Annotated in this window: 13 protein-coding genes; 9 read left to right on the plus strand and 4 right to left on the minus strand. The window is 39.4% G+C overall.

The window, feature by feature from the left end:
- Nucleotides 1-64: 64 nt before the first annotated feature.
- From BST86_RS06195 to BST86_RS06205, 3 genes are all read right to left on the minus strand, one after another.
- The gene (locus BST86_RS06195; protein WP_105982505.1) at nt 65-784 is read right to left on the minus strand and encodes a FadR/GntR family transcriptional regulator; all 720 of its coding nucleotides are present in this window, start codon (nt 782-784) and stop codon (nt 65-67) included.
- Between the two features lie 133 nt (nt 785-917).
- Nucleotides 918-1571, minus strand: a complete 654-nt coding sequence (locus tag BST86_RS06200; protein ID WP_105982506.1) for a beta/alpha barrel domain-containing protein — start codon at nt 1569-1571, stop codon at nt 918-920.
- Nucleotides 1572-1574: 3 nt separating this feature from the next.
- The gene (locus BST86_RS06205; RefSeq protein WP_105982507.1) at nt 1575-2570 is read right to left on the minus strand and encodes a sugar kinase; all 996 of its coding nucleotides are present in this window, start codon (nt 2568-2570) and stop codon (nt 1575-1577) included.
- 211 nt (nt 2571-2781) lie between these two features.
- Here BST86_RS06205 and folE point away from each other — a divergent pair, with 211 nt between their 5' ends.
- Both folE and BST86_RS06215 read left to right on the plus strand, forming a co-directional pair.
- A complete protein-coding gene (gene folE / locus BST86_RS06210) occupies nt 2782-3378 on the plus strand; it encodes a GTP cyclohydrolase I FolE (protein ID WP_105982508.1) in 597 nt (198 codons plus the stop codon).
- Between the two features lie 35 nt (nt 3379-3413).
- Nucleotides 3414-3740 (plus strand): hypothetical protein, encoded by a 327-nt coding sequence (locus BST86_RS06215; protein ID WP_242446479.1) that lies wholly within the window; start codon nt 3414-3416, stop codon nt 3738-3740.
- Here the strand turns inward: BST86_RS06215 and msrA are convergent.
- On the minus strand, nt 3737-4261 hold the full coding sequence (gene msrA, locus BST86_RS06220) for a peptide-methionine (S)-S-oxide reductase MsrA (RefSeq protein WP_105982510.1): 525 nt from the start codon (nt 4259-4261) through the stop codon (nt 3737-3739). The two genes, BST86_RS06215 and msrA, sit on opposite strands and share 4 nt — an antisense overlap.
- A gap of 96 nt (nt 4262-4357) precedes the next feature.
- Here msrA and BST86_RS06225 point away from each other — a divergent pair, with 96 nt between their 5' ends.
- The 7 genes from BST86_RS06225 to BST86_RS06255 all read left to right on the plus strand — a co-directional run bounded on the left by BST86_RS06225 (nt 4358) and on the right by BST86_RS06255 (nt 13125).
- Nucleotides 4358-6847, plus strand: a complete 2490-nt coding sequence (locus tag BST86_RS06225; protein WP_105982511.1) for a DUF5916 domain-containing protein — start codon at nt 4358-4360, stop codon at nt 6845-6847.
- 20 nt (nt 6848-6867) lie between these two features.
- The gene (locus BST86_RS06230) at nt 6868-7536 is read left to right on the plus strand and encodes an ABC transporter ATP-binding protein (RefSeq protein ID WP_105982512.1); all 669 of its coding nucleotides are present in this window, start codon (nt 6868-6870) and stop codon (nt 7534-7536) included.
- Nucleotides 7529-8296, plus strand: a complete 768-nt coding sequence (locus tag BST86_RS06235) for a TIGR02757 family protein (RefSeq protein WP_105982513.1) — start codon at nt 7529-7531, stop codon at nt 8294-8296. Before BST86_RS06230 ends, BST86_RS06235 begins: the two co-directional genes overlap by 8 nt.
- Before the next feature lie 75 nt (nt 8297-8371).
- Complete coding sequence (locus BST86_RS06240) at nt 8372-9592, plus strand: sensor histidine kinase (protein ID WP_105982514.1); 1221 nt, start codon at nt 8372-8374, stop codon at nt 9590-9592.
- 35 nt (nt 9593-9627) lie between these two features.
- Nucleotides 9628-11529, plus strand: a complete 1902-nt coding sequence (locus BST86_RS06245; RefSeq protein ID WP_105982515.1) for a BatA domain-containing protein — start codon at nt 9628-9630, stop codon at nt 11527-11529.
- Nucleotides 11526-12776 carry a dihydroorotase gene (locus tag BST86_RS06250; RefSeq protein WP_105982516.1) on the plus strand — a complete coding sequence of 417 codons (1251 nt, stop codon included), beginning with the start codon at nt 11526-11528 and terminating at the stop codon, nt 12774-12776. Before BST86_RS06245 ends, BST86_RS06250 begins: the two co-directional genes overlap by 4 nt.
- On the plus strand, nt 12769-13125 hold the full coding sequence (locus tag BST86_RS06255) for a heparan-alpha-glucosaminide N-acetyltransferase domain-containing protein (protein WP_105982517.1): 357 nt from the start codon (nt 12769-12771) through the stop codon (nt 13123-13125). Before BST86_RS06250 ends, BST86_RS06255 begins: the two co-directional genes overlap by 8 nt.
- Nucleotide 13126 lies beyond the last annotated feature (1 nt).

Genomic DNA, 13126 nt, shown 5'->3' on the forward strand with positions numbered 1-13126 from the left:
CCCTAGAGCACAGGTGGCAGCCTGTGCTTTACTTTTTTTAAATATACAGGTGGCAGCCTGTATGTTACTTCTTAATGTATTGATAGAGGAACCTAAAGTGATGTTTCAACGCTTTCACGGCACCTTCTTCATCCTGGTTCTCAATCATTTCTAAGATCGTGGTATGTTCACTAATAAGCATACTCACCTCAGACCTATCACAAATATGTTCTGCATTCAAATGGGCAATCAAGTCTGGAACAATAATGCTCATTAAGCTATAAATCACATTGTTGTTACTTGCTTTTACTAATCCCTTGTGAAAAGCAAAATCTTCTGAAAGTGCTGGCTCGTTACTTAGTATGCGCTCCACAAATTCGCCATGCAGTTCTTGCAATTCTTCTAAATCTTTATCCGTTCTGCGTATGGCGGCGAGTCTTACGGCGTTCTCTTCTAGTATAAGCCTGGACTCTACCAGCGATTTAAAATCTGGTGACTCCAGTTCCAGAATATCTGACATCATCATGTTGACAGACGGGTTTTGAATACCGGTTACCACCGTTCCGCTTTTAGGTAAGGTTTTCACTATTCCATAGAACTCCAGCTTTTGCAGGGCAGTCATTATCTGATTGCGCCCTACACCTAACTTTTCACTCAATTTACGCTGTGACGGTAACTTGTCACCTTTCTCGTAACGATGGTCAGAAATCAGCTTTTTTATCTCGTTGAACGTATTGTCATCTCGATCTAGATCACCAGAAGACAACTTTACATCTGTAATATTTTTAAGACGATTGTGTATCATAAATGTTTGGTCGACCAATCTGGCAAACCAAATAAACAATGAAAGTTTATGTTTACCAAATATTGGGTTAGTATTATTTTAAGTAAATCGATTAATGACGTTTAAATAGGCATAATCGTAATTTTTCACGCAATTATTTTACAAGATTAGCATTATTGATCGCATCCACTATGTCATTTGACAATCCTGCATAGTCTTTTTTGCTAATCTTATTTTTGTCAAACAACTGGCTTCCCATTCCCACGCAGTTCACGCCAGCATCAAACCATTCTTTTAACCCACTTGCAGAAGGCTCGATACCACCCGTAGGCATGATGGCTAGTTGAGGTAATACTGATGTTATCGCTTTCGCGAAAGCGGAACCTATCACATTTGCAGGGAAAATCTTGATCATTTTGCAACCCAAGGTACTGGCATCAAATGCTTCCTTTATTGTAGCAATACCCGGAATATACGAGACGTTATGATCACGACAATGTATGGCCACCTCGGCTACCAAACATGGGGAAACGACAAAAGCAGCGCCTAGATTGATATATTCTTTAGCAGTTTGTAGATCATAAATAGTACCTATCCCTATCTCTAGATCTGGCCACTTTGACTTGCGGTTCATCAATTCCCTAAAAGTATCAATGGCGTTAGCGCCACGGTCCACAAATTCAAAAGTGCGAACTCCACCATTATAGGCGGCATTGACAACATCGATGCAAGTCTGAAGGTCGCTGTGATAAAAAACAGGCACGATCTTATGCTGGTCTGTCCTGGAAATAAAGGTTTCAATATTCATATGCTATCTTAAAAGACGTCCAACATTATCACCATCTACTAGATGCATGATTTCTTCCTTACTACTCAAATTCACATCTCCAATGGTACTATGCTTTAAGACTGAAGCCGCCACGGCGTATTCTACGGTTTGTTGTTCATTTAGATTGAGTAGTCCATATATAAGGCCTGCCATAAAAGCATCGCCACCACCTATTCTATCAACTATATTGTTCATTTCGTACTTCTTGGATGTGTAGAGCTTACCATCTTTATACATCACTACCGTCAAATCATTCCTGGATGCAGAATGTGAATCTCTAATTGATTTTGAGAAAGCCTTTATGTTAGGATACTTTTCCAAAACCAATTCACAGTTGCGCGACCAATCATCATCATAGATCCCTAGGCAATTCTCTAAATCTACTCTACCGCCTACTACGTAGTCTGTCAATTCCACCAATCCAGGCATAACATCCAGCGGTTGTTTTCCATATTGCCAAAGGTTCCTTCTATAATTAATATCGCCACTAGTCTTCACACCTCTTTTCTTTGCTTCTTTCAAAGCTCGCAAGGTAACATCTGCCACAGATTGTGAGATGGCTGGCGTGATACCGCTATAATGGAACCAGTTGGCATCTTCAAATACAGCATCCCAATCAATTTCATCTTCTTTCAGGTATGAAAACGTAGTATCAAATCGATCGTAGACAATTCTTGAAGGACGTTGCATGGCACCGCATTCCAAATAATAGATTCCCAAACGACCATCCTTTCTCACGATTCCTTCATTACCCACATTATTCATGTTTAAGAAACGTACCACTCGTTCTCCTAGATCGTGGTGCGGCAATGCTGTGATATGTGAATTTTTCAATCCCATATGAGCCAGAGAGATGCCTACATTAGCTTCAGAACCACCAAAATTAACATCAAAATTTACGGTCTGGAAAAGTCTTTTTTGATTGGGAACGGTTAGGCGCATGAGGACTTCACCTAGGGTAACTACTTTTTGATTCATGATTTTATATTGGTAATTAACAAACTTAAAACAAATTGATTCTATATGGAAAGAGGCTGTTTCACTATCTCAAACTTTTTATGAAGTTTTCGTAAAAAAAACGAATTCTTAACGACATAGGCTGGGAATATGAACCAAAAGCCAATTTTCAGTAAAAACAATACAATTCATCAAGCTTTGCTTTTAACTTTGGCCCCTTAAAATTAATAGAATGCCTTACAGAGTATTTGAAGAGTACAACATTGAAGTAACCGAAGATATACAACAAAAGTATAAAAGCGTTATCACAGACCTGGGTGAGGATGTAGAACGAGAAGGTCTTCTCAAGACCCCAGAAAGAGCTGCCAAAGCCATGCAATTCTTGACTAGTGGATATGATCAAGATGCATCAGAAGTATTGAAAAGCGCCATGTTTGCAGAAGATTATCAAGACATGGTCATCATCAAAGACATTGAGCTTTATTCTCTTTGTGAGCACCACATGCTACCGTTTTTTGGAAAGGCGCATATAGCATATATCCCAAATGGCCATATCGTTGGATTATCCAAAATTCCAAGAATTGTAGACATTTTTGCAAGAAGGCTACAAGTACAAGAACGCTTGACTCACGATATTCTGGAATGCATCCATCAAACGCTAAAACCTAAAGGTGTAGCTGTGGTAATTGAAGCCTCGCACATGTGTATGATGATGCGCGGTGTGCAAAAACAAAATAGCTCTACCACTACTAGTGGTTTTAGAGGACAGTTTGAAAAAGTAGAGACTAGATCAGAGTTTTTACACCTTATTTCCAGCGACTTGCATTAGTAAAATTGGAACGGATTTTGAAGATTCTGTGATAAATGACAACAACCATGTTTGAATCAAAATCATCAAAATTATTTTTCAGTATTCTATTTGACCTTATGGGAATGGCATCCTATGCCATTCCTTTTGTAGGTGAACTTATTGATATTGTTTGGGCACCTATTGCCGGTTACCTAATGACCAAGGTATATCCAGGTCAAACCGGTAAGACCGCTGGTATTTTGACCACTATAGAAGAATTGGTACCAGGACTGGACATCATACCAACCTTTACGCTCACCTGGATCTATACCTACATGATCAAAAAAGAGAAACCTGCAGCTGCCAAAGATCCTCAGGTTATTGAAGTAGAAGCCATTTAAATAGCCAGTTCCTTGAATCCTGTCATCAGCTTTTTGATTTTGGGATCAATAATGATTTGGCAATAACCTTGTTCTCTATTGTTATTGTAATAATCCTTGTGATAATCTTCGGCTTTGTAAAAACCTTTTGATGCCGACACTTCTGTAACTATAGGGTTTTCATAAACATTCGATTCATTGAGTTTTTGAATCATCTCTAGAGCTTCTTTTTCCTGTTCTTCGTTCATGAAAAATATGGCACTGCGATAATGACTTCCCACATCATAACCTTGACGGTTCAATGTCGTTGGATCATGCGTGGCAAAAAATACCTGTAGTAATTCATTAAAACTTACTATTTCAGGATCAAAAGTGATTTTGATAGCCTCGGCATGGCCCGTTCTTCCTTGCACCACTTCCCGATACGGCGGATTTTTAATGTTTCCACCACTAAATCCAGGAATGACCTCACTAACACCTTTGACGCGTTGAAAAACTGCCTCTGTACACCAAAAGCATCCGCCTGCAAATATTGCTTCCATTTTTCTTTTTTATACAAGTTACGACGCAGGCACCAGTCCCATCAATTCTTAACAACTCTTTAGTTATAAAATGGTTTTTTGCTTTAGTTTTGCAAAATGCGTGATTTTTTTGTCCTAAAAAGGACCTTTTTAGTTGTCTTAGCTTTTATGTATTTCGCTTTCGCGAAAGCGCAATCCTCATCAGACCAGACTGACATAAAACGTAAAACGTATCAAGCCACAAGGGTTACCACACAACCTACCATTGACGGAAAACCCTTTGAAGCATTCTGGGAATCCATTCCATCAGGTGGTGATTTCAAGATGATTGAACCTACCAGCGGCCTAGATGAAAGAGATACGCATCCCACGAAGTTTAAAATTGCCTATGATGATAATGCTCTGTATGTGGCTGGTTATATGTATGATAACGAACCAGAGCGCATCTTAAGGCAGTTCTCACAAAGAGATGAGGTATTTGCCCAGGCAGATCTTTTTGGTTTTTTTCTCAACACCTATAACAATCAAATCAATCAGACTCGATTTTATGCAACGAGTGCCAATGCGCTGGGCGACGCCGTATCAGAAAATGGAAGTGAAGATTTTAGTTTCAATGTGGTTTTCAAGTCAGAAACCAGCATTGACAACAATGGATGGTACGTAGAGATGCGTATTCCCTATCGCACACTGCGATTTACTGAAGCTCTTGTTCAAGATTGGAGTTTTCAGATATTCCGCAGGATTAGACATTTGAACGAGGACTATTCCTATAACTATATTGACCGTACTACCGGTTCTTCTTCACAATACGATGCTTTATTAACAGGCATAAAAAATATCAATCCGCCACTAAGGCTTAATCTTTATCCTTTTGCTGCATCCAGCTACGATATTTTCGATGGTGAAAAGCAATTTGATATAAGTGCCGGTATGGATATCAAGTATGGAATCAATGAAGCATTCACGCTGGATGCTACGCTCATTCCAGATTTTGGCCAGGTAGCGTTTGATCAGGTAACACTCAACTTGGGTCCTTTTGAACAAACTTTTAGTGAGAACCGCGCCTTCTTTTCTGAAGGTACTGACCTTTTCAATAAAGGTGGTCTGTTTTTCTCTAGACGCATAGGTCAAACACCTTCGGGCGCTGGCAGAATAGAATTATTTGAAAATGAAGACATCGTTGATAATCCTAGTAACGCAAAACTCCTAAACGCCGTTAAAGTTACTGGAAGAAACCGTAGAGGTTTAGGTATAGGTTTTCTTAATGCCATTACTGAAAAAACGGAGGCTACCATACAAGGCATAGAAATAACGCCAGCCAACGACACTATAATATCTCGTCGCAATGTGGTCACAGAGGCCCTAACTAATTATAATGTATTTGTACTGGATCAACAGTACGGGTCAAATTCTTCAGTATCATTGACAAACGCAAGTACATTGCGCAACGGTAGTTTTACGGACGCTAATGTGACAGCACTTGTGGTAGATCATAATGATCGTGACTTGAACAATAATTATAGAGCTCAAGTTAAATTGAGCAACCGCTTCCAGCCAGATGAGACAAAATCTGGAACCGCAGTAGCCTTAGACTGGAGAAGTACCAGTGGTAACTGGCAACCTAGATTATCCTATGATTTTATAAGCAATGATTGGGATCCCAATGATTTGGGAAGAAATTTTAGAACCAATTTCCATCAGTTCTATGGCGAGATTCGTTACGAACAATTTGTTCCTAAAGGAATATTCAATAGCTATAGGTTTGAATTAGGTGCTGGCCATAGAAGATCTGCAGATCCAGATTTTCACATCCAGAGTGATGTAAGATTAAGTTCCAGATTTTTTACTAGAGAACGAAATGCCTTTGGCTTTAATACCTCCTTAAATACTCGTAATCTAAACAGGTTTGAATCCAGAGTCTCTGGTCTTAATGTGCGCTATGCTGCAAATCAATCCTTCGGCGGATTCATATCTACAGATTATCGCAAAAAATTTGCGATAGACATTAGAGGTGGCTACTTCTATCTTTTTGATGATCCAGAAAAAGGCTATGATTTCAATATATCGCCTAGGTATAGGTTTAGTGATAAATTTCTATTGATCTATAGGTTTGACTGGAGCAAAAACGATCTACGTAATAGCTTTGTGACGACCACAAATAATGGCACCTCTTCCATACTTAGTCGTCGAGATACCCATAGTGTGGAAAATTCTGTTTCTGGAACGTTCAATTTTGATAATAAACGGGCGTTGAGCCTAGCGTTTAGAAATAACTGGAATAGAGCATCCTTTAGCCGTGATTTTAAAGAACTACAGGACGATGGCACTACTGAAGATAGCAGCTTTGAATTAGATGAAGGCTCAAATCCAGATGCTAACTTCAATGTGTGGAATCTGGACCTGTCCTATCGCTGGCGATTTGCACCAGGTAGTGAAGCTAGATTATTGTATCGCAACAGCATCTTTAACTTTGATGATCAAGGCGATATTAGTTTTCAGGATAGTCTAGATGAATTGTTTATGCAGCCGGTTAGACATAATTTGAGTCTGCGTATCACCTACTTCATAGACGTGAATGAGGCCAAAACTTGGTTTTCTTCCACTTAAAAGCAATTACCTTTACAACCATGATTGAAGCAAAGAATATTTACAAAAGCTATGATGACTTGCAGGTGCTCAAAGGCGTTGACCTAAGCATCAAAGAGTCAGAGATTGTGAGTGTTATAGGTAGTTCAGGTGCTGGTAAAACCACACTGTTGCATATCCTGGGTACACTGGAAAAGCCTGATAAGGCGGCCAATTCTTCCTTGATCATCGATGGTACAGATGTGACCCAATTATCCTCACGACAGTTAAGTCATTTTCGCAATCAGTCTTTGGGTTTTATTTTTCAGTTTCATCAACTGTTACCAGAGTTCACGGCATTAGAAAATGTTTGTATTCCTGCCTATATCAATAAGAAATCAAAGGCAGAAGCAGAAAAGCGTGCGCAGGAATTACTGGAATACCTGAGTCTAGGAGGTCGCATTCACCATAAACCTAATGAGCTAAGTGGTGGCGAGCAGCAACGCGTTGCGGTAGCTCGATCCTTAATCAACGACCCCAAAGTGATTTTTGCAGATGAACCCACGGGAAACCTGGACAGCAATACTGCAGCAAACCTTCATGAACTCATACTGGACCTGCGCAAGAATTTCAACCAGACCTTTGTCATTGTTACCCATAATAAAGAACTAGCAACACTTGCAGATCGCACACTTACCATGAGTGACGGTAGATTTGTACACCATGAATAAAAAGGAGCTCAAGGAATTTCTGGATCACAAGGTAGAGATCTACAACCAGCCAGATTTCATCCCACATGACCCTATCCAGATACCGCACCGGTTCACAGACCCTAAGGATATCGCCATCTCCGGTTTCTTGACCGCCACAATATCATGGGGCAACCGTAAATCCATCATCAACAATGCAGATCGATTGATGGAACTTATGGATCATTCTCCAGCAGATTTTATTCGGAATTTTCAGCCTAAAGATCTGGATCGATTTGAAGGATTTGTACATCGCACCTTCAACAGCGATGATTGCAAGACCTTTATGAGAGCACTGCAAGATATAGAGTTGCGAGATGGTGGTTTAGAATTCGCTTTCGCGAAAGCGAACAAAGCATCCACTAATCTACAGGAAGGAATCTCAAGGTTCAAACAACGATTTTTTGAGGTCGAACATTTGCAGCGAACGCAGAAGCATGTAAGCGACCCGCTAAAAAACAGCAGCGCCAAAAGGATCAACATGTTCCTGCGATGGATGGTAAGAAAGGATTTAAATGGAGTGGATTTTGGCATCTGGAACCAGTTGTCGATGAGCGAACTATCTCTACCATTAGATGTACACACTGGTAATATTTCCCGAAAACTGAAACTGTTGAAGCGCAAGCAAAACGATGCAAAAGCAGTGCTGGAGCTGGATAAAGCCTTGAGAAAACTGGATCCGGCAGATCCCGTTAAGTATGATTATGCGCTTTTTGGATTAGGCGTTTTTAAAGATTTGTAGGAATTTAGAATAAGTAGTTAAAAGTTTTATAATAGATTAGTTATATCTTTAAAAACCATATAATACCAGCCACAGATGACTCCAGCTCCCTTACATCATCTTGAAGATGATCGCCTTAAGTATTTGAATTCGTTTGTCGTACAGCCAGAGGTACCTACTGATGATTTAGATCAACTGCTTGATATGGCCTGTCGATTACTGGGCATTCCCAAGGGCCTTATATCCATCGTGGAACGTGATGTAGTGAATTTCAAATCACAATACGGATTCAATCTACCGCCAGCGCCTAGAAACCTGAGTTTTTGTTCACACGCCATAGCTAGCGATCAAGACGTCTTTTATATTGAGGATACAAGGCTTCATCCCTACTTCAAGCATCACCCATATGTCAAGGCAGAAGATCCAGTCATATTTTATGCTGGAGTTCCCATAATGGACAGTGAGAACCTGCCATTAGGAACGGTCTGCGTCATTGACAATAAACCTAGAAAATTAAGTGAAGAACAAAAAGACTCGCTTAAAATGATTAGCCAGTTGATCATGCGACAAATGCAGTTGCGTAAGGACAAATTGAAGCTTGAAAAAAAGCAAACAGTTCTAAAGGAAAAGAACGACATGCTCAAAAACTTTGCCCATGTCGTTTCTCATGACATGAAAATGCCACTAGCAAACATGATCATGACTAGCGATGTCATTAGACAAAGGTATGCGGATAAGTTGGATGCAGCTGGAGTTAACTACCTAGCAGATATCAAATCTGCTGCTTTTTCAATGAGAGATTATATCGATAACATTCTGACACACTACGAGAGCGAACACATGGTATTCAATACAGGTGACAAATTTGATATTCACACAGTACTTCTCAATATTGAAGAGATGTTAGGAATGCGTCAAGATTTTATCCAGTTCATACTTCCTGAAGAAAACATGGAAATGCAGTGTGATGAATCTGTCGTGGAACAGATTCTGGTTAATCTTGTGGGCAATAGTCTAAAATATAACCATCGCGAATCGATTAGAATTCAAGTTACCGCGACAGAATGTGATAAATATTACCGTATTTCAGTCATTGATAATGGCATAGGAATACCAGAAGCCAAACAAAAAGAGGTTTTCAAATTATTTACCACGCTTAATCAAGCAGACCGCAGTGGCAAGATAGGTCATGGCATAGGTTTGTCTACGGTAAAGATTTTAGTGGATAAATTGGGTGGCGTTATAAAATGTAAGTCCGCATTAAACGTGGGAACAACCTTTACATTTACCGTTGCAAAACATGTTGGTCAATCTTAGGGAACATCCTATCTTTGAGTAATCTTAGATAATCGATGCTTTTTAAAAATCCCAATCTACTTTACGGGCTTTTATTCCTCCTAATACCGATTATTGTTCACCTTTTCCAGCTTAGGAAATTTAAAAAAGTGGCTTTTACTAATGTTGCTTTTTTAGAACCTCTAATCACTCAAACTAGAAAAAGTCGTACGCTTAAAAAATGGCTTACTCTAATTACTAGACTTTTAGCAATTGCTGCTATCGTATTTGCATTTGCACAACCGTTTTTCCCAACAGAATCTGGTTTGAAGCTCGATGAAAATCTGGTGATTTATTTAGATAATTCCAACAGTTTACAAGCAAAGGGAACTGATGGCAGACTGTATCAAGCAGCGGTCAATGATTTGATTGAAAAGTTACCTTCTGGACTTAGCTTTTCGTTATTTACCAACGTTGCTTCTTTTCAAAATGTAACCAAACAAGAGATCGCCAATGAATTGCTATCGGGCTCCTATTCATCCGCCCAACTCAGCCCAGAGCAAGTCCTTTTAAAAGCCGACTCCTTCAGGCCTAGAAGCAATGATAATATTTCGTTCATATGGATTTCAGATTTTCAGCGATCTGGAAACAGTCCATTTGTTTCTACCGATAAGGCGTGGAACACTCGTTTTGTAAAGCTTATTCCTGTAGAGTATCAGAATATCAGCATTGATTCTGCTTTTATATCCATGACCAATGATAATGACCACACCATCCAATTATCATTATCCTCCAATTTTGATGAAGAACAACCGGTAACCATCAGTTTTTTTAATGATGATCTATTAGTTGCAAAAACATCTGCGAGTCTTAAAGATCAGCGTGGTGAAGCAAGTTTTGCATTATCTGACATCAACTCTTTCAAAGGAACGATCCAAATCGAAGACGACGGTTTGCAGTTTGACAATCGTTTGTTCATCTCGAGTAATACAAGAGAAAAAATCAGCGTACTTCACATCAACAATACCGAGAACGACTTTTTAAAACGCATTTACACCGGTGACGAATTTGATTACACGACAGCGACTCCAAGTAATGTCAATTACAATAGTATCAAAAATCAACAAGTAGTCGTTATCAATGAATTAGAAGTCATAAGCCCTGCATTAGCTAAGGAACTGAACGACTTTACAATAGCTGGGAACACTTTGATCATCATTCCTTCTAGTGACGCATCAGGATATGAAGCTTTGAATGGATTACGTGGTTCAGAACCATCTGTCGTAGAAAAGCGAATCACTGGAATCAATTTTGACCATCCAATTTTGCAGAACGTTTTTAGTCAACGTGTGACTAATTTCCAATACCCTAAGGTAAGCTCCACGGCTTTTCAAAATGCTGGTGGTAATTCAATTCTATCTTTTGATGATGGTAGTTCGTTTTTGAGCCAATTTGAAAATACCTTTTTATTTGCTTCACCGCTCAATGAAGAGAATTCAAATTTTCAAAACTCTCCATTAATAGTTCCCGTGTTTTATAAAATGGGGTTGAGAAATACCAGCGCTGGAGTTCTTTATTACCCTATGTCCCAACGCAATGAAATTAGTTTCCCTAAATCGCTGCAACAAGATCAGATTCTGGAACTACAGTTGGATAATGACCGCATTATACCAGAACAAAGAGCCTATAATTCTTTTGTCACCATAGTTACTGGTGCTGAGATCAATCATGCTGCGAATTATGATGTCATGCTTAAAGATGAGTCCATCGCATATGTTTCTTTCAATGCATCCAGAATTGAAAATCAATCCGATTATTACTCTGATGAAGAAATTGGTGCTCCAGTACTCAGTGAGATAGGTGCTTTTGTCCAAGAGTTGAACGGAGAAAACAATCGATTAGAACTCTGGAAATGGTTCGTTGCCGGTGCATTGTTTTTTCTTATTTGTGAATTAATGATTTTAAAATTCCTGAAATGATCCTAATCAAAAACGCGCACATCCATCATCCAGATGGTAATTATCACGATAAGAGAATGGATATTCTCATCAAGGATGGAATTATTGAAGACATAGCCACATCCATCAAAACAAAAGCCGATCAAGTTATTGATCACGAGGATCTCCACTTGTCCATAGGTTGGTTTGATAGTAGCGTAAGTTTTGGTGAACCTGGATTTGAAGAGCGTCAAACCATGAAAAACGGGCTGGATACTGCTGCCAGCAGTGGCTTTACTCATGTGATGCTCAATCCTAACAATAAGCCTAACCCACAAGATGCATCAGGAATCAACTATTTAAAATCCATTAGTGCTGGACATGCCACGACTCTTCATCCTGTAGGTAATTTTACGATCGATCAAAAAGGAGAACATCTTGCAGAGCTTTATGATATGCATCAAGCAGGTGCGGTGTCCTTCTATGATTTTAAGCATTCACTGGAAAATGCCAACCTGCTAAAAGTTGGTTTACAATATGTGAAACCATTTAATGCGATAATTCAATCCTTTCCTCAAGATGCTCAAATCGCTGGTAAAGGAATGGTCAATGAAGATGCGGCTGGCACACAATTAGGCTTAAAAACCATACCTAAGTTTGCCGAAGAATTACGCATCGCTAGAGACATCGAAATAGCAAGATATACAGGTGCCGCCTTACACATACCAACGGTAACAACAGGTGCATCATTGGACCTCATTAAAAAGGCCAAAAAAGAAGGCCTTAGCATCACCTGTAGCGTGTCTGTTCACCATATACTGAAGAATAGCGAAAACCTGAACGAATACGACACGAACTTTAAAGTGCAGCCACCATTAAGGGAAGCCAGTGAGAATAAGAATCTGATCAAACATATTAAATCAGGTACCGTGGACATGATCACGACAGATCACATCCCGTTGACCATTGAGGCGAAAAATGTAGAGTTTGATCAGGCAGATTATGGTACGATTGGTTTAGAAAGTGCCTACGGCGCTTTGAGCCAAAAGTTAGATCAGGATACCATCATAAGATTGCTAACGTCAGGATACAAATTATTTTTGCTAGAAATACCTAAACTTGAAGAAGGTGCAGCAGCAAACCTATCTTTTTTCACTCCGCAAGGAACTAGCACTTTGGATAAGAACAAACTCAAAAGCACATCAAAAAACAGCCTTTTCCTAGGTTCTAAAATGACCGGAAAAGTCCTGGGTGTTTATAATAACGGTAAATTGATTTGGAATGAATAAAGATCCACAAGGCAAGTCGTTAGCGCTTTTAGCTTATGCAAGTGCGTTATTTTTGTATGTACATCTCATGCTTTTCATCGCCGTGTTAGGAGTTGCCATTTTACTAAACTACAACAGGAATCAGCCGTTTGCCGCCTTTCATCACAGGCAAATGTTGGGGATTGCCTGTATCGCATTCTTGATTACTGCATTTGGCAGCATTCTACCTAGTGGTTGGATCGCTTTTGTATTGATCAGCCTTATCTTTTTAATGGCAATTTTAGGTTTTGCGGATGCCTATAAAAACCAAACTACACCACTACCCTACATAGGCGAGCAATTTCAAAAGTGGTTTACCTTTATCAAATAAT

Source organism: Nonlabens agnitus (genome assembly GCF_002994045.1).
In the GTDB taxonomy this organism is placed as follows: Bacteria; Bacteroidota; Bacteroidia; order Flavobacteriales; family Flavobacteriaceae; genus Nonlabens; species Nonlabens agnitus.

Coding starts and splice junctions, on each gene's coding strand:
- BST86_RS06195 (WP_105982505.1), bottom strand. CDS start 784: ATGATACACAATCGTCTTAAAAATATTACAGATGTAAAGTTGTCTTCT.
- BST86_RS06200 (WP_105982506.1), bottom strand. CDS start 1,571: ATGAATATTGAAACCTTTATTTCCAGGACAGACCAGCATAAGATCGTG.
- BST86_RS06205 (WP_105982507.1), bottom strand. CDS start 2,570: ATGAATCAAAAAGTAGTTACCCTAGGTGAAGTCCTCATGCGCCTAACC.
- folE (WP_105982508.1), top strand. CDS start 2,782: ATGCCTTACAGAGTATTTGAAGAGTACAACATTGAAGTAACCGAAGAT.
- BST86_RS06215 (WP_242446479.1), top strand. CDS start 3,414: ATGACAACAACCATGTTTGAATCAAAATCATCAAAATTATTTTTCAGT.
- msrA (WP_105982510.1), bottom strand. CDS start 4,261: ATGGAAGCAATATTTGCAGGCGGATGCTTTTGGTGTACAGAGGCAGTT.
- BST86_RS06225 (WP_105982511.1), top strand. CDS start 4,358: ATGCGTGATTTTTTTGTCCTAAAAAGGACCTTTTTAGTTGTCTTAGCT.
- BST86_RS06230 (WP_105982512.1), top strand. CDS start 6,868: ATGATTGAAGCAAAGAATATTTACAAAAGCTATGATGACTTGCAGGTG.
- BST86_RS06235 (WP_105982513.1), top strand. CDS start 7,529: ATGAATAAAAAGGAGCTCAAGGAATTTCTGGATCACAAGGTAGAGATC.
- BST86_RS06240 (WP_105982514.1), top strand. CDS start 8,372: ATGACTCCAGCTCCCTTACATCATCTTGAAGATGATCGCCTTAAGTAT.
- BST86_RS06245 (WP_105982515.1), top strand. CDS start 9,628: ATGCTTTTTAAAAATCCCAATCTACTTTACGGGCTTTTATTCCTCCTA.
- BST86_RS06250 (WP_105982516.1), top strand. CDS start 11,526: ATGATCCTAATCAAAAACGCGCACATCCATCATCCAGATGGTAATTAT.
- BST86_RS06255 (WP_105982517.1), top strand. CDS start 12,769: ATGAATAAAGATCCACAAGGCAAGTCGTTAGCGCTTTTAGCTTATGCA.